Raw genomic sequence first — 20,463 nt, 5'->3', positions numbered from 1 at the left:
GCTTCAGCCAGGCCACGAGGACGGCAACGCAAAAGAACATTGTCATTGCACCGTTGCGCCGGATATTTCGACCAGCTTTTTCCATTTGATCAGTTCGCTGTCGAGAAATGCGTCAAACTCCGCAGGCGTTCCACCGACCGGTTCGCTACCTTGTTCGGCGAGCTTTTCCTGCACTTCCTTGGAGTGAAGCGCATCGTCCGTGGCGCGGTTGAGGCGCGCGATGATGTCCGGAGGCGTAGCCGCCGGGGCGAGCATGCCATTCCAGGCTGTTATTTCGTAGCCTGGCAGTGTTTCCGCGATCGTCGGAACGTCGGGCAGAAGCGAGGATCTTTTGACTGTGGTAACGCCGAGCGCTTTAACCGTCTCCGCGCGTACTTGCTGGATCACTTCGGCCAAGGGCTCGAACATGACCTGGATCTGGCCGCCGAGCAAATCAGTGAGGGCCACGGCGCCGCCGCGATAGGGAACATGGGTCATGTTCACGCCGGCGAGCACATTGAACAACTCACCGGCGATATGAGGCGAGGTGCCGTTGCCGGATGATCCGAAATTCAGCTTGCCGGGATTGGCCTTTGCGTAAGCGATGAAGTCCGCGACATTATTGCCGGGCACAGACGGATTGACGACGAGAACGTTCGGAATGCGGGCCGTTAACGCGATCGGCGCGAAATCCTTCTTCACGTCGAAGGCCAGCGTTTTGTAGAGGCTCGGATTGACCGCTAACGTGCCGTTCGTCGTCAATAACAACGTATAGCCATCAGGGTCGGCCTTAGCCACGGCTTCCGCCCCGATGTTGCCACCGGCCCCCGGTCGGTTCTCGACGAAGACTTGTTGCCCCAGACGCTCGGACAATGCCTGAGCGACAACCCGGGCCGTCACATCGGTGCTTCCGCCTGCCGCAAAGGGGACGATGATCCTGATGGGTCTCGTCGGCCATTTTGTTTCGGATTTTGCGGTCTCGGCGCTTTTAGTTTCAGTTCCCGCCGCAACAAAAAAAACCACGCTCAACGCGACTGCGAGCAACCATCCACGGCGCATTATTCATCCCCCCATTATTTCGGGTGTCTTAGGCGCCCTTGCAACACGGCGTCAAGGCGGCTCTGCGCTCGGTCACCCCCTTCGATCGGAGCAGACAGCAGTCAGTTACGACGTCGACGGCGCGCCGGGATAGCCCGACAACTCCCATTTAGGAGAACGACGAGTCGAGTCATGTCGCAACAGCAAACCGAAACTTGCGGACGGCGTGATCGTCAACATAAGCCGAGAACGATAAAAGAGCGGAGCGGTGTGACGCCCTCTCGGTTCGTTCGTCTCAGGACGAGGCCCAACGCCATCGTCGTGACTCAAAGCGGCCCCGGAGCGGAGTAGTCAGGCAGCATCCAATCGACGGAGCGGAGCAGAAAGCTTTCCGGGAGGGAGTTTCGCGGGCTTCGAGACTGACTCCATCTTCTCGATGCGATCGCACGTCACACAATGGAACACGTGCAAGATGACGATTGGATATTTCTCGATCAGTTCTGAGCGTACCCACGTCATCGGAACGTTGCAGGCGGAACAGATCGGTGACTCAAATCCTTCAAGCGAGTCCTTTAACCTGTCAACCATGCGAGTTTTCATGACCAGATTACGAGGATACCATTGGTAGATTAGGGCACTGCCAAAATCAAACTTGGACAGCCCCTCAAATTCTCATGCCACCTCCCCGAACGCGCCGCGCTGAAATGCACCGAAGCCCGCAATAGCCGCGCGCGGTGTGCATCCAGATCGCTCTCGGCCGCGCGGAAGGGGCGTCGACCGTAGTCCCGCCTTCTCGCCGAGGTCGGCGCAAGCGTAATGCCTCGCCCTGATTGTCTATTTTACGCTTTCCCTTGGTTGACTTTGCCATGGCCCTTCGCCCATAAACCGCCGGACCGCGAGCCCCGTGATCGGGTTTCGCGGTCTTCACGTCTCCACGGCTCGTCCCATCGCTGTTCCAGCGGATGGAGTTGGACGCCGTCGAGCGGGGGAGTGTCCCGAGTGGCAAAGGGAGCTGACTGTAAATCAGCCGCCTCATGGCTTCGAAGGTTCGAGTCCTTCCTCCCCCACCAATTTGATTTTGTTGATGAATTTTGATTGGCGAAGGCCCATCCGGCCAAAGTAATTCGACATCTTTCGACACGTTTTGTTCTCTGGGGTCTGTTCTGTTATTGTTCTCTCCCCAAGGGGGACCCATCATGACCAGCAAATATGCCAGGGGATACCGTCGGCAACAGCGTGCCGAAGCGGCCAAGCAGATCTCGAGCCTCGACCGAGAAATGCTGGACCTGATGGGTAGTTGCGGCTCCCAAATTGCCATTCTCCGGAACCCGTGAGACAAGCTCGCTCCATGGGTGATCGCGACCGAAAGCAGCAGTTCCGCCGTGGAGGCGGCAAACCGGGGGGAAAACGCCAGGAATCCGGCCATCAATCCGGCCGTCCGGCGTGGCGTGACCGCGGAGAGGCCGGTGACGGGCCGGTCATCCTCTATGGTTGGCATACCGTGACGGCGGCGCTCGCCAACCCGCAGCGGCAGATCCGCAAGCTGTGGCTGTCGGAAAACGCGGCGCGGCGCCTCGCCGACGAGCAGATCGACAGCCGCGTGACGCCGGACATCGTCCGGCCGTCGCTGATCGACCAGCGCCTCGGCCCCGACGCGGTACACCAGGGCCTGCTGGCCGAAGCCGATCCCCTGCCCTCGCCGGATATCGATACGCTGCCGACCGACGGCATCGTGCTGGTGCTCGACCAGATCACCGACCCGCACAATGTCGGCGCGATCATGCGTTCGGCCGCGGCCTTCGCGGTCAAGGCCATCATCACCACCGCGCGGCACAGCCCGGAGGCGACCGGCGTGCTGGCGAAATCAGCCTCCGGCGCGCTGGAACTGGTGCCGCTGGTCACGGTGCAGAATCTGGCGCGCGCGCTCAACGAGATGAACGAGCGCGGCTTCATGACCGTCGGGCTCGACAGCCAGGGCAGCGAAAATCTGGCCGCGGTGAATTTGCAACAGCCGCTGGCGCTGGCGCTGGGCGCCGAAGGCAAAGGCCTGCGGCAATTGACGCGCGAGACCTGCAGCGTGGTGGCGCGGCTCGACATGCCCGGCGAGATCAAAAGCCTGAACGTCTCGAACGCCGCGGTGCTGGCGCTCTATATCGGCGCCAGCCGGCTCGGCCTAATGCGCTAAGGCGTTTTTCAAGCGAAGTGGATTGCGGTTCGGGTGAAGAAAACGCGTCGAAATGAGAATCTGGAACTTCGATCCTGATTCAATCAGAACCGAAGCTCTGGAAAAGCCGCGTCCACCCACGCATTCGGCGCGAGCGGACGCCAATGACGGGTAAGCCCGCGCGTCAGCGATAGACGTGATAGCGATGCCGCATGGCGTGGTAGCCAGCATGCGACGCATAGCGGTGATGGGCGAAGTAGCCGTAACGGATGCTGCGATGTCCCCAATGGCGATAGCCATAATGGCTGCGCCAGGGGCGAACGCGATGATAGCCGCGATAGGTGTAGATCACCGGGCCCTGGACGTATGGCGCGCCATCATAATAATGGTTGGTGGCATTGGCATAACGGCCACCGTCATAGCCGTAATAATAAGGCGCCTGCCGATACGCGTTCCAGCCGGAAACCGCGCTCTCCTGATAGGTCGGATACGGCGCGAAATCGCCGGGGCCGGTATAGGTCGGGCCCTGGTTGACATAGTAATATTGCGGCGTCGCCACCGGATAGCGATGATATTGCTGCACCGGATCGGGCAGCCGCTCATAGCCCCAGCCGCAACTATAGCAGCCTGAATAGACCGGCGTGTAGCTCTGTACGCACGGGCTTGCAAACCCGCACGCCATCGCCGGCACGGCGCTCGCAGCCATCATGGCCACGGCAATGGCCAATCCTGAAATCGTCTGACGCATTACGCTCTCCTGTCGAACTATTTTCTTGTTGTGGTGGATCTCGTTCCGCGGGCTTGCGATGTCCTTGAAGACAAAGGTCGTGGCGTGGCCCGGGGCGGTCTGCGGTTCTGTTCCGAGCTCTGGTCCTGATAATTCGACTGCGGCGCGACCACCACCGCCGGCGGATAAGGCGACACCAGAGGCTGCTGCGCCTGCGGCGGCGCGGATTGCGCGGACCAGGATTGATGATAGCTCTCGGCCGGCTTTGGCAGGACACGGTTCGGCGGCGGCTCGATTTCCAGACGTCCATAGCCGGGCGCGTGGCCAAGCGTCGGATAATAATGGCCGACCGGCGGCTCCGGCTCGACCGGATGGCCGCCATAGACCGTGACCGGTGGCTGATAGTTTTTGCCCAGCCCCCATTCGCCTTCGACGACGGCGTAGGAAGCATCGACCCCGTTGATGATGATCGGCACGCCGGGGCGGCCGGGAATCACGATTTCAAAACCTTCGGCCGCGACGGCCGGCAGCGCCGTTCCGATCAAAAAGGCCAGTGCCAACCCAGCGCGCATCTGCTCGAAGCCCCGATTCGCGCGAACCCTAGCCGAAGGTTCGAACCGAAGGGTTAAGGTCGCGGCCCGAACCGCGGGTAAGCCTAACACGCAAGCCTTCGCATTCGCTCAATTGCCGGTGATCGCGCTATCGAAACGTTAACGACGGCGCGAATGATGCGCGTGGCCGCGCCGATGCCGATGACCCGGACGGCGGTCGCGATAAGGCAGCGATGCTGTGCGGAATCGCGATTTTGCCCGCGATCGGCGCCGGATTCCCGGCCTTTATAGCCCGGCTTTCCGCACCGTCGCCGGAACCGGCCCTCACATCGGTTTGAAAACATACACGCGATCGTTTCGGAACATCCGTTGCCGGAAACGGTTCTGACCGCGCGACCTTTTCGCCGCAACGCGCCGGCTGGAGTCCGCACGCAATCGGCGGACATCCCAAAATGTCATTCCAACCCGCGCATCTCATATCTCTCAGCACAACGGAGACGACATATGACGAAATTCAAGCTTCTTGGCGCAACCGCCGTGGTTCTTGCATCGACGCTGGCGGGCCCGGTGATGGCGCAGCAGGTGATCGACAATCCCGGCCGCTGCGCGCAATTTTATCCAAGCGCCAATTGCCTGAATAAAGGACCCGGCAATCCCTATACGGGCAACGGCTATCGGCACCGCGTCGCCTACAGGGACAGGGCCTATCAAAATACCGCCGCGCGCAACGATGGCTGGAACAACGACAACTGGAACAGCGGCTGGCATGACACGTGGAATGACAATCAGTGGGACCGCCACGATTCGGGCTTCTGGCCCGGCGATGTCGCGGCCGGCGTGGTCGGCGGCGCAGTGGGTGTAGCCGGCGCGGCGGTGGGCACGGCCGGCGCGATCGCCGCGGCGCCCTTCCATCGCGATTCCTATGCCCGCGATTCCTACGCCTATTATGATCCCAATATGCAAGCCAACGCTGGCTATAATGGCGGCTGGAACGGCTGGTACGGCTACAATGGGGACATCCACACCTATGCCGAGCGTAACGGCATCGTCTGCATCCCCGGCACCTGGTTCAAGGGCGCCGATGGCTTCCGGCACATTTGCCAGTAAGCCATCGCCCCCCTGCGCTTGCGGCGCAGGAACGGAGGAAGGCGGCTTCGGCCGCCTTTTTCTTGTCCTCATGTTCCTGTCCGCTACCCGCGGTTTCGGGATCACCGGCCGGCGCAGGCCGTCAGATCATGGCTGCGCGCATCCCTCTCGGCGCCGGCCGCGTCAGCGGACACGCCGAGACACCATTCGTAATGGACCGAAAACTCCGCCGACCAGCGCATGCCCTGCAATCCCGCGCCACAGCGCGGATTTTCCAGCGCTTTGCGCACCTCGGCCAGCGCCGCCCGGGCATATTGTTTGCAGAAAGCCGGATCTGCGGCACGGGCGCCGGTCGGTTCCGAGATCAAGGCCAGCGACAGCACCGCAACGGAAAGCGCCCTGCCGGTCATATCGCGCGCTCCCGCTGCCCCGATTCCGCCCGCTGGAATGTAACATCCCGCGCTGGCCGGGTGTTCACAAAGCGCGTGTTCGCGCCTGTAGCCCTTGGCAACCAACTCTGGTATTTGACGGCGCATCTCCCGGCTACCCCCGCCGGTCGCGGGGAGAAAAATGACAAAACGGCTTTGGATATCGATCGATATCGGAACGGTTTTGTCGGCCGGTTTAGCTCAGCGGTAGAGCAGCGGTTTTGTAAACCGAAGGTCGGGAGTTCAATCCTCTCAACCGGCACCAGCAATCTGGCCGGCATTTTCAATCCGGCGCCGCGATCTGATGGATTTTCGATTTGCCCCGAATCCAGAACGACCACAAAAACGACGATGTCAGTTTGAAGCGGCTGTCCTGTTCGCTTTGGGTATACGGTCTGCAAATCGGCCATGTCACCAAGCTTGATCCACATCAACCTGTTGCTTCGGCAAGCTCTCGATAAATAAACTGGATGATCGCAGCCGTGAGGAGATGAAGATGCCGCGTTTTGCCTGTCTGGCTGTGCTTGTGGTGCTGGGGATTTCCCTTCCAAATCTGGCCTGGCCCCAGGCTCCCAACGTGCTGACGGAACAGAGGGGTTATGTGCCCCATCTTTCCGAGATCATGTCCACGCTGCAATCACGCCACATCAAGCTCTGGTTCGCGGGCAAGTCCCGGAATTGGGAGCTGGCCACCTACGAACTGCAGCAGATCGATCAGAGCTTCTCCGATGCGGGCTCGTTCTATCCCGGCATTCCGGTCGCGGACATGACGCCGCTGACCGAACCGGCGCGCGAAATCGGCGAGGCGATCGGAGCCAAGGATTCCGCCAAGTTTGCGGCGGCCTTCAACCATCTCACCACCGCCTGCAATGGCTGCCATCAGGCGATCGGCCGCGGGTTCATCGTGGTGCAGGTGCCGGCCGCCTCGCCATTCAGCGACCAATCGTTCGCGCCGAAGGCCGGACACTGAAGCAAATATCGGAAAACCCGCCGCGAAAATAACCGCCACGCGGGACAGAGCGTTCAATCCCGACACTTAGTCGTGAGGCGGCAATTGAGGTGCCTCAATAGGCCGGTCGTGCTACCGTGCAACGTTCATTCGTCGCTACGTTTTGACGGAGAAATACGGTGGATGTGCAGGAGCTCGGGAAGCAGGAGAAGCCGGACGGCAACGCTTCGCCTCATGACCAAGTGAGTCAACCGGGCCCCGGCCATGATCCAAGCCGGTTACCGGTGCCTGTACCCGCCGGAAAACGCGTGCGGAATCGTCGCAAATGGATCGGCATCGCGCTTGTTCTCGCAGTAGCTGCGGCCGGCGGCGGCGGCGCCTATTGGTGGAAATATTATCATTCGCGGCTGCCGGACGGCATCGCGTTCGGCAACGGCCGGATCGAATCGGACGAGGTCGACATCGACACCAAATTCGCCGGCCGGATTTCCGAATTGCGGGTGGACATCGGAGATATGGTGACGACGGGACAGCTGGTCGCGCGCATGGACACGCGGGATTTGCAGCAGTCGCTGGAACGGGCTCAGTCACAAACCCGCCAGGCCGAGCGGGCGATCGCCGAAGCCACAGCCAATGTCGAACAGCAGCAGACCCAGCAGACCCTCGCCACGCAGGAGATGGACCGTGCGAAAGAACTGCTCAAGAACGGCTGGACCACGCAGGAGGTGTTCGATCAGAGGAAGCAGCAGCTCGATGCCGCCAATGCCGCGCTGATCGCCGCCAAGGCCAGGGTGGAGGAAAACGAGCATGCGCGGCAGGCGGCCGAACATGACGCCCAACTCTATACCGTCAACATCAACGACAACGACCTGATCGCACCGAAGGACGGCCGCATCCAGTACCGGGTCGCCAATATCGGCGAGGTGCTGCCGGCTGGCGGCAAGGTCTTCACGATGCTCGATTTCGACTATGTCTACATGGACATCTATCTGCCGACGATGGAGGCCGGCAGAATCAAGATCGGATCGGATGCGCGCATCGTGCTCGACGCCTATCCGGATCGCGCTATCCCCGCAAAAGTCTCGTTCGTCGCCAGCCAGGCGCAGTTCACGCCGAAGACGGTTGAAACCCAGACCGAGCGCGAAAAGCTGATGTTCCGGATCCGGGTCAAGATCGACCCGGAACGGCTGCACGAGCACCGGGACGCGATCAGAAGCGGGTTGCCGGGCCTGACCTATGTCCGCTGGGATCCCGCCACCGCCTGGCCGGACGCCTTGCGGGGCGAGCCATGACCGGGCAAGCGCCCGCGCTTGCCTCTCTCCGCGAAGTCACGCAGCGCTACGGGAAAGTCACAGCCCTCGACCGGATGACGATCGAGATTCCCGGCAATTGCATGGTCGGGCTGATCGGTCCCGACGGCGTCGGAAAATCGTCGCTGCTCGGCATCATCGCCGGCGCGCGCCGCTGCCAGTCGGGCGGCGTGACGGTCCTCGGCGGCGACGTGTCGGACGCGGCGCACCGGGCGTCGGTGTGTCCGCGCATCGCCTACATGCCGCAGGGACTGGGAAAGAACCTCTATCCGGATCTCAGCGTGCGCGAGAACATCGAATTCTTCGCGCGGGTGTTCGGCCAATCGCACCAGGAGCGTGAGCGGCGCATCGCCGAATTGCTCGACAGCACGGCGCTCGCACCGTTCGCGGACCGGCCGGCGAAGAAATTGTCGGGCGGCATGCGCCAGAAGCTCGGCCTGTGCTGCTCGCTCATTCACGACCCGGACCTCTTGATCCTCGACGAGCCGACCACCGGGGTCGATCCGCTGTCACGCCGGCAGTTCTGGGAATTGATCGACCGCATCCGGGCCCGCCGCGAGGGCATGAGCGTGCTGGTGGCAACCGCCTATATGGAAGAGGCCGCGCAGTTCGACTGGCTGCTCGCGCTGAATGCGGGAAGCATCCTCGCCACCGGCTCGCCGCAGCAGCTTCAATCGCAGACCGGAACGTCGAACATCGAGGATGCCTTCGTCAGCCTGATGCCGGGATCGCCCGGAAAGGAGAAAAGGGACGCAAGCACATCGGCGGTGCCTCCGCGCGTCGTGTCCGACGAGCCGCCGGTGATTGTGGCGAAAGACCTGACCTGCCGGTTCGGAGACTTCACCGCCGTCGACCGCGTCAATTTTGAAATCGGCCGCGGCGAGATCTTCGGATTCGTCGGCTCCAACGGCTCGGGCAAGACCACGACCATGAAGATGCTGACAGGCCTTTTGCCGGCGACCGCCGGACAGGCCTATCTGTTCGGCAAGCCGGTCGACGCCGGCAGCATGGAGACGCGCAAGCTGGTCGGCTACATGTCGCAGTCGTTTTCGCTCTACAGCGAACTGACCGTGCGGCAAAATCTCGAGCTTCACGCCCGGCTGTTCCATCTGCCCTCCGCCGTCGCGAAAGCGCGGATCGCCGAACTGGTCGAGACCTGCGGCCTGTCGGCTCATATCGACGATGACGCCGCCGAATTGCCACTGGGTATCCGGCAGCGGCTGTCGCTTGCCGTGGCGATCGTCCATAAGCCGCAACTGCTGATTCTGGATGAGCCGACCTCCGGCGTCGATCCGGTGGCGCGCGACCAGTTCTGGTCGCTGCTGATCGACCTGTCGCGGAATCAGGGCGTCACCATCTTCGTCTCGACCCATTTCATGAACGAGGCCGCCCGGTGCGACCGTCTCTCGCTGATGCATGAGGGGCACGTCCTTGCCACCGACACGCCCGAAGGGCTGGTCAGGGCGCAGGGAGCGCCAACGCTGGAAAGCGCGTTCATCCGCTATCTCGAACACGCAACCAACCTGTCCGGCTCCGCTTCGCAGCCACCGCCCGCGCCGCCGCTCCCGGCATCCCTGCTGGCTCCGGACAAGCGTCGGGACTCGCGCCGGTCCTATTTCAGCCCACAGCGCCTTCTCGCCTGCACCATTCGCGAAAGCCTCGAACTGACGCGGGATCCGATCCGGCTGATGTTCGCGCTGTTCGGGACCGCGTTCCTGATGATCGTTTTCGGCTTCGGCATCTCGACCGATGTCAACAACCTGTCCTTTGCGGTGCTCGATCGCGACCAGACCCCGGAAAGCCGCGCCTATCTGGAGGAGCTGCGAGGCTCGCCCTATTTTTCCGAAAAACCGCCGCTCGCGGATTATGCCGAGCTCGAGCGGCGTCTCCAGGCCGGCGACATCAAGGCCAGCATCGAAATCCCCCCGAACTTCGGCTTGAACATCAAACGCGGCCGGCCCGCCTGGGCTTCGGCCTGGATCGACGGGGCGATGCCGTTCCGGGCGGAAACGATCCGCGGCTATCTTCAGGGCATGCACCAGCTCTACCTCGCGGACCCCGCGGTCAAGACCACGGTGCCGACGACAGGCCCGCCCGCGGACGTCGAGATCCGGTTCAAATATAATCAGGATTTCGACAGCATTTACGCCATGGTGCCGTCGACGATCGCGATGCTGCTGGCGCTTTTCCCGGCGATCCTGATGGCGCTCGCGATCGTGCGCGAGAAGGAGCTCGGCTCGATCACCAATCTCTACGTAACGCCGGTGACGCGGCTCGAATTCCTGATCGGCAAGCAGCTTCCCTATGTCGGCGTCGCCATGATCAACTTCACGATCATGTTCGCGATGGCGCTGTTCCTGTTCGATGTGCCTCTCAAGGGAAGTTTCCTCACGCTGTTGATCGGCGTCATCATCTACGTGATCACGACGACCGGATACGGCATGTTCATCTCGACCTTCTGCCGGACCCAGATCGCGGCGCTGTTCGGCACGGCGATCCTGACCATCCTGCCGGCGTCGCAATTTTCGGGAATGCTGACTCCGGTATCGTCGCTGTCCGGATTCGGGCAGTTGATCGGACGCGCCTTTCCCATGACCTATTTCCGGCCGATCAGCGTCGGCACCTTCACCAAGGGCCTCGGCTTTACCGATCTCGCAACCAGCCTGCTGGCGCTGGCGGTCTTCATCCCGGTCCTCACCGCCGGGAGCCTGCTGCTGCTTCGCAAGCAGGAGGCGTGAAGCTGATGTGGTCGCTGTCGAACATCTTCTGGCTGGGCACGAAGGAACTGCGCAGCTTCATCCGCGATTATGTCCTGCTCGGCCTGGTCGTCTACTCGTTCTCGCTGGCGGTGATCAGCCAGGCGCAGAGCAACTCGCAGGAACTGCACAACGCATCGATCGCCTATGTCGATGAGGATCACTCGGAACTCTCGCGCCGCATCGCCCGGGCATTCCTGCCGCCCTACTTCAAGCCTCCGGTCCCGATCAGCGAACACGACATCGACCACCTCATGAACAACGGCCAGTATACGTTCGTGATCGACATTCCTCCCAATTTCGAGCGCGACGTGCTCGGCGGCCGCCAGCCGGCGCTTCAGGTCGATGTCGATGCGACGGCCATGGTGCAGGCCGGGCTGGGGTCCGGCTACGCGTTGCAGATCATCGACACCGAGGTTGCGGATTTCCTGTCGCGATCGGAGGGTTCACCGCCTCCGCCCGTCAACCTCGCGATCCGGATCGCGTTCAACCCGAATGTCGATACCGCCTGGTTCACAAGCGTCATGGGCATCATCAACAACGTCACCATGCTTGCGATCATCCTGGCCGGCGCTGCGATCGTCCGGGAACGCGAGCACGGAACGATGGATCACCTTCTTGTCATGCCGCTGACGCCGTTCCAGATTGCGATGTCCAAGATCTGGGCAAACGGGCTCATTATCGCGATTGCCGTGGCTCTTTCGCTGTATCTGGTGGTACGGTTGCTTCTCGGAATACCGATCGCGGGCTCGATCCCCCTGTTCATGGTCGGCGTCGTCATCTATCTCTTCTTCGCGACTGCGATCGGCATTTTCCTCGGCACGGTTGCCCAATCGATGCCCCAACTCGGTCTGCTCTATATGCTGATTGCCGTGCCGATGAACCAGTTATCGGGAAGCGCGACGCCGCTCGAAAGCATGCCGGTGTGGCTGGCGACCGCGATGCAGGCGTCCCCCTCGACGCATTTCGTCTCGTTCGCGCAGTCGATCCTTTATCGCGGCGCCGGCATCGATGTCGTCTGGCCGCAGTTCCTCGCGGTCGCGACGATCGGCGCCGGGTTTCTCGGCCTGTCGATCTGGCGCTTTCGAGCCGTCGTCGCGCAGTCCTCATGATGGGGGATCCGGACGTGACGAAGCAGGCTGCAAATATCGAAGCGGCCGACCCTTCATCGGCCGGTCGTCCGGTTGTCGGCGACGCGCATGACGCCGACGGATTGAGCAGCGTTGAGGCGACGTCGCGGATTCAGCGTTTCGGCCCCAATGCCACCCCGGACGCCGACCGGAATCCGCTGCGTCAAATCCTCGGCAAGTTCATCGCGCCGGTACCCTGCCTGCTCGAAGCGGCAATCGTGCTGCAACTGGTGCTCGGCGAATATATCGAAGCCTCGATCATCGCCCTGCTTCTGGTGTTCAACGCGGCGCTCGGGCTGTTTCAGGAAGGCCGCGCCCAGGCGACGATCACGGCCCTGAAGTCGCGGCTGGCGCTGAACGCCTCGGTTCGCCGCGACGGCGCCTGGACGATCCTGCCCGCCACCGCGCTGGTGCCGGGCGACATCGTCAAGCTGACGCTCGGCAGCGTCGTGCCGGCGGACGTCCATCTGCTTGAGGGAAACGTCCTGCTCGATCATTCGATGCTGACCGGCGAATCGATGCCGATCGAGGCCACCGGCGGCGCCGAGACCTATGCGGGCGCGCTGGTGCGGCGGGGCGAGGCCGTCGCAACCGTCACCGCGACCGGCGTACGGACAAAGTTCGGACGGACCGCCGAACTCGTGCGCACGGCGCATGTGGCGAGTTCCGAGCAGAAAGCCGTATTCCGGGTCGTGATCTACCTTGCCGCGATCAATGGCGCGATCACGGCCTGCCTGATCGGCTATGCCGTTTTCATCCATATGCCGATCACCGAAGTCATTCCGCTGGCGCTGGTCGCCGTGCTCGGCTCCGTCCCGGTCGCGCTGCCTGCGACCTTCACGCTGGCGACCGCGATCGGCGCCAGGCTGCTCGCCCGGCAAGGCGTTCTGCCCACGCGCCTGTCGGCGGTCGACGAAGCGGCCACGGTGAACGTGCTTTGCGTGGACAAGACCGGGACCTTGACGCGCAACGAACTGGCCGTTTCCGCCATCGTCCCGATGCCCGGCCATGACGAAGCGCAGCTTTTGATGCTGGCGCGGCTGGCCAGTTCCGACGCCGGTCAGGATCCGGTCGACGCGGCGGTTCGTGTGGCCGCGATCGCGGCTTCCGCCGACGATGCGCCGAAGCTGACAAAATTCGTCCCGTTCGATCCCGCCACCAAGATGGCAGAGGCCTTGGCGACGGATTCGGCTGGTGCGGCGCTCAGGATCGTCAAGGGCGCCTTTGCGATCGTCGCGAGTCTTTCGCAGGCCCCGGCCGAAGCTACAGCAAAGGCGAACGAATTGGAGACGCAGGGCTTCCGGGTTCTCGGCGTTGCTTCCGGCACCGGCACGTCTTTGAAATTCGCCGGCTTACTGGCGCTCAGCGATCCGCCGCGCGCGGACTCCGCGGGCTGTATCGCCGATCTGCGCCAGCTCGGCGTGTCCGTCGTGATGGCGACGGGTGACGCGGCAACGACCGCCGCCGTGGTGGCCCATGCCGTCGGGCTCGACGGTCCCATCGCCCCTGCCCGATCGATTCCGGACCGCCTCAATCCGGATGATTTCGCCGTCTTCGCCGGGGTGCTGCCCGAGGACAAATACGCGCTGGTCAAGGCGTTCCAGAAAGCCGGAAACACGGTGGGAATGTGCGGCGACGGCGCCAACGACGCGCCCGCACTCCGGCAGGCGCAATTCGGCATTGCAGTGTCGACGGCAACCGACGTCGCCAAGTCGGCTGCCGGCATCGTCCTGACGGAAGCCGGGCTTTCGGGAATTCGAACGGCCGTATTGGCTGGACGCGTGGCGTTCCAGCGCATCCTGACCTACACGCTGCGATCGATCGTGCATAAGGTCCGCCAGGTGCTGTTTCTGGCTGTCGGCCTGGTGATCACGGGTCACGCGATCCTGACGCCGATGCTGATGGTGATCTCGATGGTCACCGGCGATTTCCTTGCGATGTCGTCGACCACGGACAATGTGCGTCCGTCTCCCAGACCGAACAGCTGGCGGATCGGCCGGCTGACACGGGCGGGCGCGGTCATGGGCGTCGTCGATCTCGCGTTTTGCGTCAGCGTGCTGGCGATCGGAAAATACCGGCTGCAATTCGATATCGATACGCTGCGAACCCTGACGCTGGTCACGCTGGTCTTCAGCGGACAGGCCCTGTTCTACGTCGTGCGCGAGCGCGAGCATTTGTGGTCGTCGAGGCCGAGCGCGATCGTCGTGCTGTGCTCGATGGCCGACCTGCTGATCATCCCGTCGCTTGCCGTTAACGGGATTTTGATGGCGCCGCTGCCGATTGCCGTCGTGCTCTCGATATTCGGCGCGGCGATCATGTTTGCCTTCGTCCTCGACGCGGTCAAATCAGTGACCTTCCGGCTGTTCAAGGTGACGTGATGACGGCAGTCCTGGCAAAGGGTCAAATACAAGCTATTGGCCGAAAATAACTTTCATCATCCGGTGATATATCGCGGCAAGCGTGTGCCGAACCTGGCCGCCCTATTTCGTTGACAAGGATCAAGCAGATTCTGCTACGGCCGGCTTATTGAGCATCAAGGCCCCGATGCTTCGCCCAGGTGATTTCATGCTCCAGACAAGTGACGCTGTCCTACCCCACGATGCCACCGCCGACAGCAACAAGCACGCTGAACTGGTCCCCGCGGCGCCGCGATCCGTCGTTCCGCTCGGACCTGTGCCCCGCCATCCGGCCGGCATGGCCGATGGCAGGTCGTTCGACCGGCTGCTGCACGCCTGGCAGGCCAAGGCAACCGGATCGCTCTCGCCCATTTCATTGATGCTTGCCTATCTCGACTGGTCCCTGCACCTCGCCGACGCGCCCGAACGGCGGCTCGGGCTCGCGGTCAAGGCCGCCAAGCAAGCGCAGCGCCTGCTGTCCGCTGCCGACTGGACACAGCCCGAGCCTGAAGACCACCGCTTTCGCGACGAAGCCTGGTCGCAGCCGCCTTTCAATACGATCGCGCAGGCCTTCCTGTTGACGGAAGAATGGTGGAAGGAAGCGACCACCGGACTTCCGGGCGTCACCAAGTCGCACAGCGACGTCGTCACGTTCGACGCCAGACAGCTTCTCGACATCTTCTCGCCGTCGAATATTCCCTGGCTCAACCCGGAGGTATTGCGCGCCACCGTGCAGCAGTCCGGCGGCAATTTCGTCAAGGGATTTATGAATTACGCCGAGGATATGCGGCGGATCGCGAGCGGACGCCTTATCGACGACGTGGAAGGCTTCGCTGTCGGAGAGAACCTCGCGGTGACGCCGGGAAAGGTCGTCTTCCGCAACGACCTGATGGAGCTGATCCAGTATGAGCCGGTGACTCCCACCGTTCGTCCCGAGCCGATCCTGGTCGTGCCGGCGTGGATCATGAAATACTATATTCTGGATCTGTCGCCGGGAAACTCCTTCATTCGCTATCTGGTGTCGCAGGGCTTCACCGTGTTTTGCATTTCATGGCGAAATCCGGGGCCGGAGCTGCGCGAGATGTCCTTTGACGACTACCGCCAGCTCGGGGTGATGGCGGCCATCGACGCGGTTCGCGCGATTTGCGGCGACGAGAAAATTCACGCCTGCGGCTACTGCCTGGGCGGCACGCTATTGTCGATCGCCGCGGCGACGATGGCCCGCGAGGGCGACGACCGCCTTGCGACCGTCACGATGCTCGCCGCCCAGACCGACTTCACCGAGGCCGGCGAGTTGCAGCTTTTCACCGACGAAGGCCAACTCGCACTGCTGGACGACGTGATGTGGCGTCAGGGTTATCTCGACAGCACGCAGATGTCGGGCGCGTTCCAGATGCTGCGCTCCAACGATCTGGTCTGGTCCCGCATGATCAAGAGCTACCTGCTCGGCGAGCGCGACCACCCCAACGATCTCATGGCGTGGAACGCGGACGCGACCCGGATGCCGTACCGGATGCATTCGCAATATCTGCACGCGATGTTCCTCAACAACGACCTCGCCGAAGGCCGCTTTCAGGTGGACGGACGGCCGATCGCGATCCAGGAAATTCACGTGCCGCTGTTTGCGGTGGGGACCGAGACCGATCACGTCGCGCCGTGGCGATCGGTCTATAAAATTCACCTGCTGAACAATGGCGACATCACGTTTGTCCTCACCTCGGGCGGGCATAATGCCGGCATCGTCAGCGAACCCGGCCACCGCCATCGTCATTACCGTTTGGCGCATCGGCCGCGCCGGGGCCTGTATCTTGCTCCGGAAGAATGGATGTCGGCCGCAGCTCCGCAAGAGGGGTCCTGGTGGCCGGAATTGGTCAAATGGCTGGCCGGTTATTCCGGCGCGCCGGTGATGCCGCCACCGCTCTCCTCTCCGGAGATGGGCTATCCCGCCGTCTGTGATGCGCCCGGCAGCTATGTCCGGGAAAGCTGAAGGAGCGCTCGATATGGACGCCGTAATATCCACGACCAGCGAATTCATCGAGAACCGGACCTATGACGAGGTCGCGGTCGGCGATCAGGCCAGTCTTTCCAAGACCATCAGCCAGCAGGACATCGATCTGTTCGCGGTGGTTTCCGGCGACGTCAATCCGGCCCATATGGACCCGGCCTATGCGCGGACCGACATGTTCCACCGCATCATCGCCCACGGCATGCTCAGCGCCGGGCTGATCTCCAGCGTGCTCGGCACCAGATTGCCCGGACCCGGCACGATCTATCTGGGCCAGGATCTTCGCTTCCTGCGGCCGGTCGATATCGGCGACACCATCACCGCCAGCGTTATCGTCAAGGAAAAGCATCCCGAGAAGGGCGATCTGGTTCTGGAGTGTCGCTGCGTCAATCAAAGCGGCGAAGTGGTCGTAACCGGGACCGCGCATGTGCGGGCGCCGACCGAAAAAGTGCGCCGGCCTCGCATCGAACTGCCGAGCGTCCGCCTCAGCCGCCACGAACGATTCCATGCCGTGATCGGCGAGGCGACCGCCGGCAGCGGCCCACCCGTCCCGACCGCAATCGCCCATCCTTGCGATCCCGAATCCGTCGGCGCCGCGGTCGAGGCCGCCTCCGCCGGGCTGATCGAACCGATCCTCGTCGGCCCGAAGGCGACGATCCTTGCAGCGGCGAACACGGCGAAACTCGACATTTCCGCATTCCGGCTGGTCGATACCGCCCCCCATGAAGCGGCGGCCGCAGCGGTCGGTCTCGTCCGCAAAGGCGAAGCCGCGCTGCTGATGAAGGGCTCCCTGCACACAGACGAGCTGCTTCACGCGGTGCTGGAGCCCGGCAGCGGATTGTCCATCGGTCGCCGGCTAAGCCACGTCTATCTGATCGACGTGCCCGGATATCCGCGGCCGCTGCTGATCACCGACGCCGCCGTCAATATCGCGCCCGACCTCGATCAGAAGCGCGACATCGTGCAAAACGCCATCGACCTCGCCCATGTCATGGGAATCCAGTTGCCGCGCGTGGCGCTGCTGTCGGCGGTCGAGACGGTCAACCCGAAGATCCGCTCCACGCTCGATGCGGCGGCGCTCTGCAAGATGGCCGATCGAGGCCAGATCACCGGAGCCCTGGTCGACGGTCCGCTGGCGTTCGACAACGCGATCAGCCCGGCCGCGGCAAAGGAAAAAGGGATCGTCTCCGAGGTCGCGGGCCGCGCCGATATCCTGGTCGTTCCGGATCTCGAGGCCGGCAACATGCTGGCGAAGCAATTGACATTCCTGGCCGGCGCCGACGCCGCTGGCGTCGTGCTTGGCGCGCGCATCCCGATCATCCTCACCAGCCGGGCCGATGCCGAGCGCACGCGGCTCGCCTCATGCGCCGTTGCGGTCCTGATCGCGCGCAATCGCGCCGCCGCGGCGCAAAAAGCGGCAGGAGTCTAGAGGTGACGCAAGCAATCCTCACGCTCAACGCCGGCTCCTCGAGCATCAAGTTCTCGCTGTTCGAAATTGGGGCCGGAGACACGATGACGCTTGTCTCCAAGGGCGAGGTCGAAAGCATCGGCAGCGCCCCGCATTTCATCGCACGCGATATGCAGGGAAAGATCCTGGCCGAACGCCGCTGGGCGAAGGCCGATGAGGACTTCGGCCCGCTGCTCGAGGAGATGATCGCGTGGATCGAAAAGGATCTGGGAGGCGATACGCTGATGGCGGTCGGCCACCGCATCGTCCACGGCGGCCCGGATCACGATCGGCCCGAACGCGTGACCCCAGACCTGTTGAAATTGCTTGAGCGGCTGACTCCGCTGGCGCCGCTGCACGAACCGCACAGCCTGGCGCCGATCTACGCCATCGGCAAGATCCGGCCCCAATTGCCGCAGGTCGCCTGCTACGACACCGCATTCCATCACGCCCTGCCGAAGGTGGCGACGCGCTTCGCGCTGCCGCGCGAGTTCGAGGCCGAAGGCGTGCGGCGCTACGGCTTTCACGGCCTGTCCTACGAATATATTTCCCGTCAATTGCGCAAGCTTGCCCCGGATCTCGCGAATGGCAAGGTCATCGCCGCCCATCTCGGCAACGGCGCCAGCCTGTGCGCCATGCAGGGAGGCCGGAGCATCGATACGACCATGGGCTTCACTGCGCTGGACGGGTTGATGATGGGAACGCGGTGCGGGTCGCTCGATCCCGGCGTCGTCCTCTATCTGGAGCAGGAGAAAAAGATGACCGCCAAGCAGGTCGAAGATCTGCTTTATCGCAAATCCGGCCTGCTCGGGGTTTCGGGAGGCCTTGCGAGCGACATGCGCACGCTGCTCGCAAGCCAGGACGTTCACGCCAGGGAAGCCCTCGAACTCTTTGTCTATCGCATAGCCCGCGAGGTCGGCGCCCTGACCAGTTCGCTTGGCGGGCTGGACGGCATCGTCTTTACCGCCGGGATCGGCGAGCACGCGCCGCCGATCCGGGCGTGGGTGTGCGAGCGGCTGCGCTGGCTCGGCGTGATCCTCGACGAGAAGGCCAATGCCGACGGAGCCGATGTGATCAGTTCCCCGCAGAGCCGCATCGCCGTTCGCGTGATCCCGACAGACGAAGAAGCGATGATCGCCCGCCACACCCTCGATATCGTGCGCGGAGTGTCTCCAGCCTAGAGCACGATCTTTTCGAAAACGCTTCCCATGTTCAGGATCATGCTCCGGTCATAAGGACTATCTCGATGGCAAACGCCGATGTCACGCCGCTGGCCACTCCCCTTGTCGATCTGCGCGGCAAGAAGGGTCTCGTGATCGGGATCGCCAATGAGCACAGCATCGCGGCCGGATGCGCCGAGGCTTTTGCCCGCAGCGGCGCCCGTTTGGCCGCAACCTACCTGAACGACAAAGCCGAGCCCTTTGTCCGCCCGGTCACCGACCGGCTCGGTTGCGAATTGCTGCTGCCCTGCGATGTCCGGATTCCCGGCCAACTGGAAGACGTGTTCTCCCGCGTCCAGGCCGCCTGGGGCGGCCTCGACTTCCTGCTGCATTCGATTGCCTTCGCGCCCCGTGATGACCTGCATGGCCGGGTGACCGACTGTTCCGTCGCGGGCTTCGATATCGCGATGGAGGTCTCGTGCCACTCCTTCATCCGGATGGCGCATCTCGCCGAACCCCTGATGGCGGGCGGCGGCTGTCTTCTGGCCGTGACCTTTTACGGCTCCGAACATGTGGTCAAGAACTACAACCTGATGGGGCCGGTGAAGGCCGCGCTCGAGAGCAGCATGCGCTATGTGGCCGCCGAACTCGGGCCCAAGGGCATTCGTGCCCACGCGATATCGCCTGGCCCGATCAAAACCCGCGCCGCCAGCGGCATCGACCAGTTCGACGAGTTGCTGGAAGCCGCCGCCTTGCTCGCGCCGGAGCATCATCTGGTGGAAATCAGCGACGTCGGAAATCTGGCGGCGTTCCTCGTCAGCGATGCCGCCCGCCGCATTACCGGCACGGTGATTCCGGTCGATGGCGGCGCCCACATCACCGCGTAATTCGCAAAATCTGCCTATCGGGTCTTCGGACGAAAGCCTGCCCCATGCCCGGATGGCGGAGTGGCTTCCGGTTTGCACAACAAACACGGGCCGGAACGCCCGACCCGATCCAAGGCAACCATCGAACTAAAGTTACGTGTTGTTTTTCCGCATACGGCGCGCATCGCGTGCCATTTCGAGGCAGATCTTCAGTTCGACATAGCTGGGCGTGCCGTCCATGCCGGTTTCCTGCAGGCACTCGCGCTGGTCGTGGGCGATGAAACCCGACCATTCCGGCTGCAATGCGTCGCGCGCCGTCTGTTCGTCGGACACGCATTGCTGCAGCGACTCGGAGACGCCGGAAATGGTCGATATCTCGGCGCGGCAATTGGCAGTGATGTCGAATTGGGGCATCGCAGCGGCCGCCCCGGCCGCAGGGTGGGCCGCAATCATAAGATGCGAAGTGGCAAG

General features: G+C 62.9%; 17 protein-coding genes and 2 tRNA genes. 14 read left to right on the top strand and 5 right to left on the bottom strand.

Annotation, left to right across the window (positions count from 1 at the left end; all coding sequences use genetic code 11):
• Positions 1 to 42 precede the first annotated feature (42 nt).
• Positions 43 to 1,038: a tripartite tricarboxylate transporter substrate binding protein gene (locus HB630_RS05530; RefSeq protein WP_213770562.1), complete on the bottom strand. Its 996-nt coding sequence runs from the start codon at positions 1,036 to 1,038 to the stop codon at positions 43 to 45.
• A gap of 963 nt (positions 1,039 to 2,001) precedes the next feature.
• Between HB630_RS05530 and HB630_RS05525 the strand changes: the two genes are divergently transcribed.
• The 3 genes from HB630_RS05525 (at position 2,002) to rlmB (ending at position 3,202) form a co-directional block, all read left to right on the top strand.
• Positions 2,002 to 2,087: transfer RNA gene (locus tag HB630_RS05525), tRNA-Tyr, on the top strand.
• A 126-nt stretch (positions 2,088 to 2,213) separates the two neighbouring features.
• Entirely contained in the window at positions 2,214 to 2,351 is a 138-nt protein-coding gene (locus HB630_RS05520) for a hypothetical protein (protein ID WP_213770561.1), read from the top strand.
• Between the two features lie 14 nt (positions 2,352 to 2,365).
• Positions 2,366 to 3,202 (top strand): 23S rRNA (guanosine(2251)-2'-O)-methyltransferase RlmB, encoded by an 837-nt coding sequence (rlmB, locus tag HB630_RS05515; protein ID WP_213770560.1) that lies wholly within the window; start codon positions 2,366 to 2,368, stop codon positions 3,200 to 3,202.
• A gap of 163 nt (positions 3,203 to 3,365) precedes the next feature.
• Here the strand turns inward: rlmB and HB630_RS05510 are convergent, their stop codons facing one another.
• Together HB630_RS05510 and HB630_RS05505 are read right to left on the bottom strand one after the other, a co-directional pair.
• Complete coding sequence (locus tag HB630_RS05510; protein WP_213770559.1) at positions 3,366 to 3,929, bottom strand: hypothetical protein; 564 nt, start codon at positions 3,927 to 3,929, stop codon at positions 3,366 to 3,368.
• A 17-nt stretch (positions 3,930 to 3,946) separates the two neighbouring features.
• Positions 3,947 to 4,480 carry a hypothetical protein gene (locus HB630_RS05505; protein ID WP_249780641.1) on the bottom strand — a complete coding sequence of 178 codons (534 nt, stop codon included), beginning with the start codon at positions 4,478 to 4,480 and terminating at the stop codon, positions 3,947 to 3,949.
• 483 nt (positions 4,481 to 4,963) lie between these two features.
• Between HB630_RS05505 and HB630_RS05500 the strand changes: the two genes are divergently transcribed.
• Entirely contained in the window at positions 4,964 to 5,566 is a 603-nt protein-coding gene (locus tag HB630_RS05500) for a hypothetical protein (RefSeq protein ID WP_213770558.1), read from the top strand.
• A gap of 101 nt (positions 5,567 to 5,667) precedes the next feature.
• On the opposite strand, the gene HB630_RS05495 is transcribed toward HB630_RS05500, so the two are convergent.
• Positions 5,668 to 5,955 (bottom strand): hypothetical protein, encoded by a 288-nt coding sequence (locus HB630_RS05495; protein ID WP_213770556.1) that lies wholly within the window; start codon positions 5,953 to 5,955, stop codon positions 5,668 to 5,670.
• A gap of 208 nt (positions 5,956 to 6,163) precedes the next feature.
• On the opposite strand from HB630_RS05495, the gene HB630_RS05490 reads away from it, so the two are divergent.
• The 10 genes from HB630_RS05490 (at position 6,164) to fabI (ending at position 20,013) form a co-directional block, all read left to right on the top strand.
• Positions 6,164 to 6,238: transfer RNA gene (locus tag HB630_RS05490), tRNA-Thr, on the top strand.
• A 231-nt stretch (positions 6,239 to 6,469) separates the two neighbouring features.
• Positions 6,470 to 6,943, top strand: a complete 474-nt coding sequence (locus HB630_RS05485; protein ID WP_249780640.1) for a hypothetical protein — start codon at positions 6,470 to 6,472, stop codon at positions 6,941 to 6,943.
• 263 nt (positions 6,944 to 7,206) lie between these two features.
• On the top strand, positions 7,207 to 8,214 hold the full coding sequence (locus tag HB630_RS05480; RefSeq protein ID WP_346656036.1) for an HlyD family efflux transporter periplasmic adaptor subunit: 1,008 nt from the start codon (positions 7,207 to 7,209) through the stop codon (positions 8,212 to 8,214).
• Positions 8,211 to 10,970, top strand: a complete 2,760-nt coding sequence (gene rbbA / locus HB630_RS05475) for a ribosome-associated ATPase/putative transporter RbbA (protein WP_213770554.1) — start codon at positions 8,211 to 8,213, stop codon at positions 10,968 to 10,970. Before HB630_RS05480 ends, rbbA begins: the two co-directional genes overlap by 4 nt.
• Positions 10,971 to 10,975: 5 nt before the next feature.
• Positions 10,976 to 12,100, top strand: coding sequence for an ABC transporter permease (locus tag HB630_RS05470; RefSeq protein ID WP_213770775.1), 1,125 nt, complete (start codon positions 10,976 to 10,978; stop codon positions 12,098 to 12,100).
• A gap of 14 nt (positions 12,101 to 12,114) precedes the next feature.
• The gene (locus HB630_RS05465; RefSeq protein WP_346656035.1) at positions 12,115 to 14,496 is read left to right on the top strand and encodes an HAD-IC family P-type ATPase; all 2,382 of its coding nucleotides are present in this window, start codon (positions 12,115 to 12,117) and stop codon (positions 14,494 to 14,496) included.
• A 187-nt stretch (positions 14,497 to 14,683) separates the two neighbouring features.
• Entirely contained in the window at positions 14,684 to 16,501 is a 1,818-nt protein-coding gene (locus tag HB630_RS05460) for an alpha/beta fold hydrolase (protein WP_276571582.1), read from the top strand.
• A 13-nt stretch (positions 16,502 to 16,514) separates the two neighbouring features.
• Complete coding sequence (locus HB630_RS05455) at positions 16,515 to 17,948, top strand: bifunctional enoyl-CoA hydratase/phosphate acetyltransferase (RefSeq protein ID WP_213770552.1); 1,434 nt, start codon at positions 16,515 to 16,517, stop codon at positions 17,946 to 17,948.
• 2 nt (positions 17,949 to 17,950) lie between these two features.
• The gene (locus HB630_RS05450) at positions 17,951 to 19,147 is read left to right on the top strand and encodes an acetate/propionate family kinase (protein ID WP_346656034.1); all 1,197 of its coding nucleotides are present in this window, start codon (positions 17,951 to 17,953) and stop codon (positions 19,145 to 19,147) included.
• Between the two features lie 65 nt (positions 19,148 to 19,212).
• A complete protein-coding gene (gene fabI, locus HB630_RS05445) occupies positions 19,213 to 20,013 on the top strand; it encodes an enoyl-ACP reductase FabI (RefSeq protein ID WP_213770550.1) in 801 nt (266 codons plus the stop codon).
• A gap of 132 nt (positions 20,014 to 20,145) precedes the next feature.
• On the opposite strand, the gene HB630_RS05440 is transcribed toward fabI, so the two are convergent.
• Complete coding sequence (locus HB630_RS05440; protein ID WP_213770549.1) at positions 20,146 to 20,406, bottom strand: hypothetical protein; 261 nt, start codon at positions 20,404 to 20,406, stop codon at positions 20,146 to 20,148.
• Positions 20,407 to 20,463 lie beyond the last annotated feature (57 nt).

The sequence above is a fragment of the Bradyrhizobium sp. dw_78 genome (assembly GCF_018449525.1).
GTDB lineage: Bacteria > Pseudomonadota > Alphaproteobacteria > Rhizobiales > Xanthobacteraceae > Bradyrhizobium.
Note: the sequence above shows the minus strand (reverse complement) of the source record. Positions and strands in the feature narration are given on the sequence as shown.

What these genes read in the sequence shown, in the direction of transcription:
- HB630_RS05485 (WP_249780640.1), top strand. Translation starts at nt 6,470, where the DNA reads ATGCCGCGTTTTGCCTGTCTGGCTGTGCTTGTGGTGCTGGGGATTTCC.
- HB630_RS05520 (WP_213770561.1), top strand. Translation starts at nt 2,214, where the DNA reads ATGACCAGCAAATATGCCAGGGGATACCGTCGGCAACAGCGTGCCGAA.
- rlmB (WP_213770560.1), top strand. Translation starts at nt 2,366, where the DNA reads ATGGGTGATCGCGACCGAAAGCAGCAGTTCCGCCGTGGAGGCGGCAAA.
- HB630_RS05505 (WP_249780641.1), bottom strand. Translation starts at nt 4,480, where the DNA reads ATGCGCGCTGGGTTGGCACTGGCCTTTTTGATCGGAACGGCGCTGCCG.
- HB630_RS05530 (WP_213770562.1), bottom strand. Translation starts at nt 1,038, where the DNA reads ATGCGCCGTGGATGGTTGCTCGCAGTCGCGTTGAGCGTGGTTTTTTTT.
- HB630_RS05470 (WP_213770775.1), top strand. Translation starts at nt 10,976, where the DNA reads ATGTGGTCGCTGTCGAACATCTTCTGGCTGGGCACGAAGGAACTGCGC.
- HB630_RS05510 (WP_213770559.1), bottom strand. Translation starts at nt 3,929, where the DNA reads ATGCGTCAGACGATTTCAGGATTGGCCATTGCCGTGGCCATGATGGCT.
- HB630_RS05460 (WP_276571582.1), top strand. Translation starts at nt 14,684, where the DNA reads ATGCTCCAGACAAGTGACGCTGTCCTACCCCACGATGCCACCGCCGAC.
- fabI (WP_213770550.1), top strand. Translation starts at nt 19,213, where the DNA reads ATGGCAAACGCCGATGTCACGCCGCTGGCCACTCCCCTTGTCGATCTG.
- HB630_RS05455 (WP_213770552.1), top strand. Translation starts at nt 16,515, where the DNA reads ATGGACGCCGTAATATCCACGACCAGCGAATTCATCGAGAACCGGACC.
- HB630_RS05440 (WP_213770549.1), bottom strand. Translation starts at nt 20,406, where the DNA reads ATGCCCCAATTCGACATCACTGCCAATTGCCGCGCCGAGATATCGACC.
- rbbA (WP_213770554.1), top strand. Translation starts at nt 8,211, where the DNA reads ATGACCGGGCAAGCGCCCGCGCTTGCCTCTCTCCGCGAAGTCACGCAG.
- HB630_RS05495 (WP_213770556.1), bottom strand. Translation starts at nt 5,955, where the DNA reads ATGACCGGCAGGGCGCTTTCCGTTGCGGTGCTGTCGCTGGCCTTGATC.
- HB630_RS05500 (WP_213770558.1), top strand. Translation starts at nt 4,964, where the DNA reads ATGACGAAATTCAAGCTTCTTGGCGCAACCGCCGTGGTTCTTGCATCG.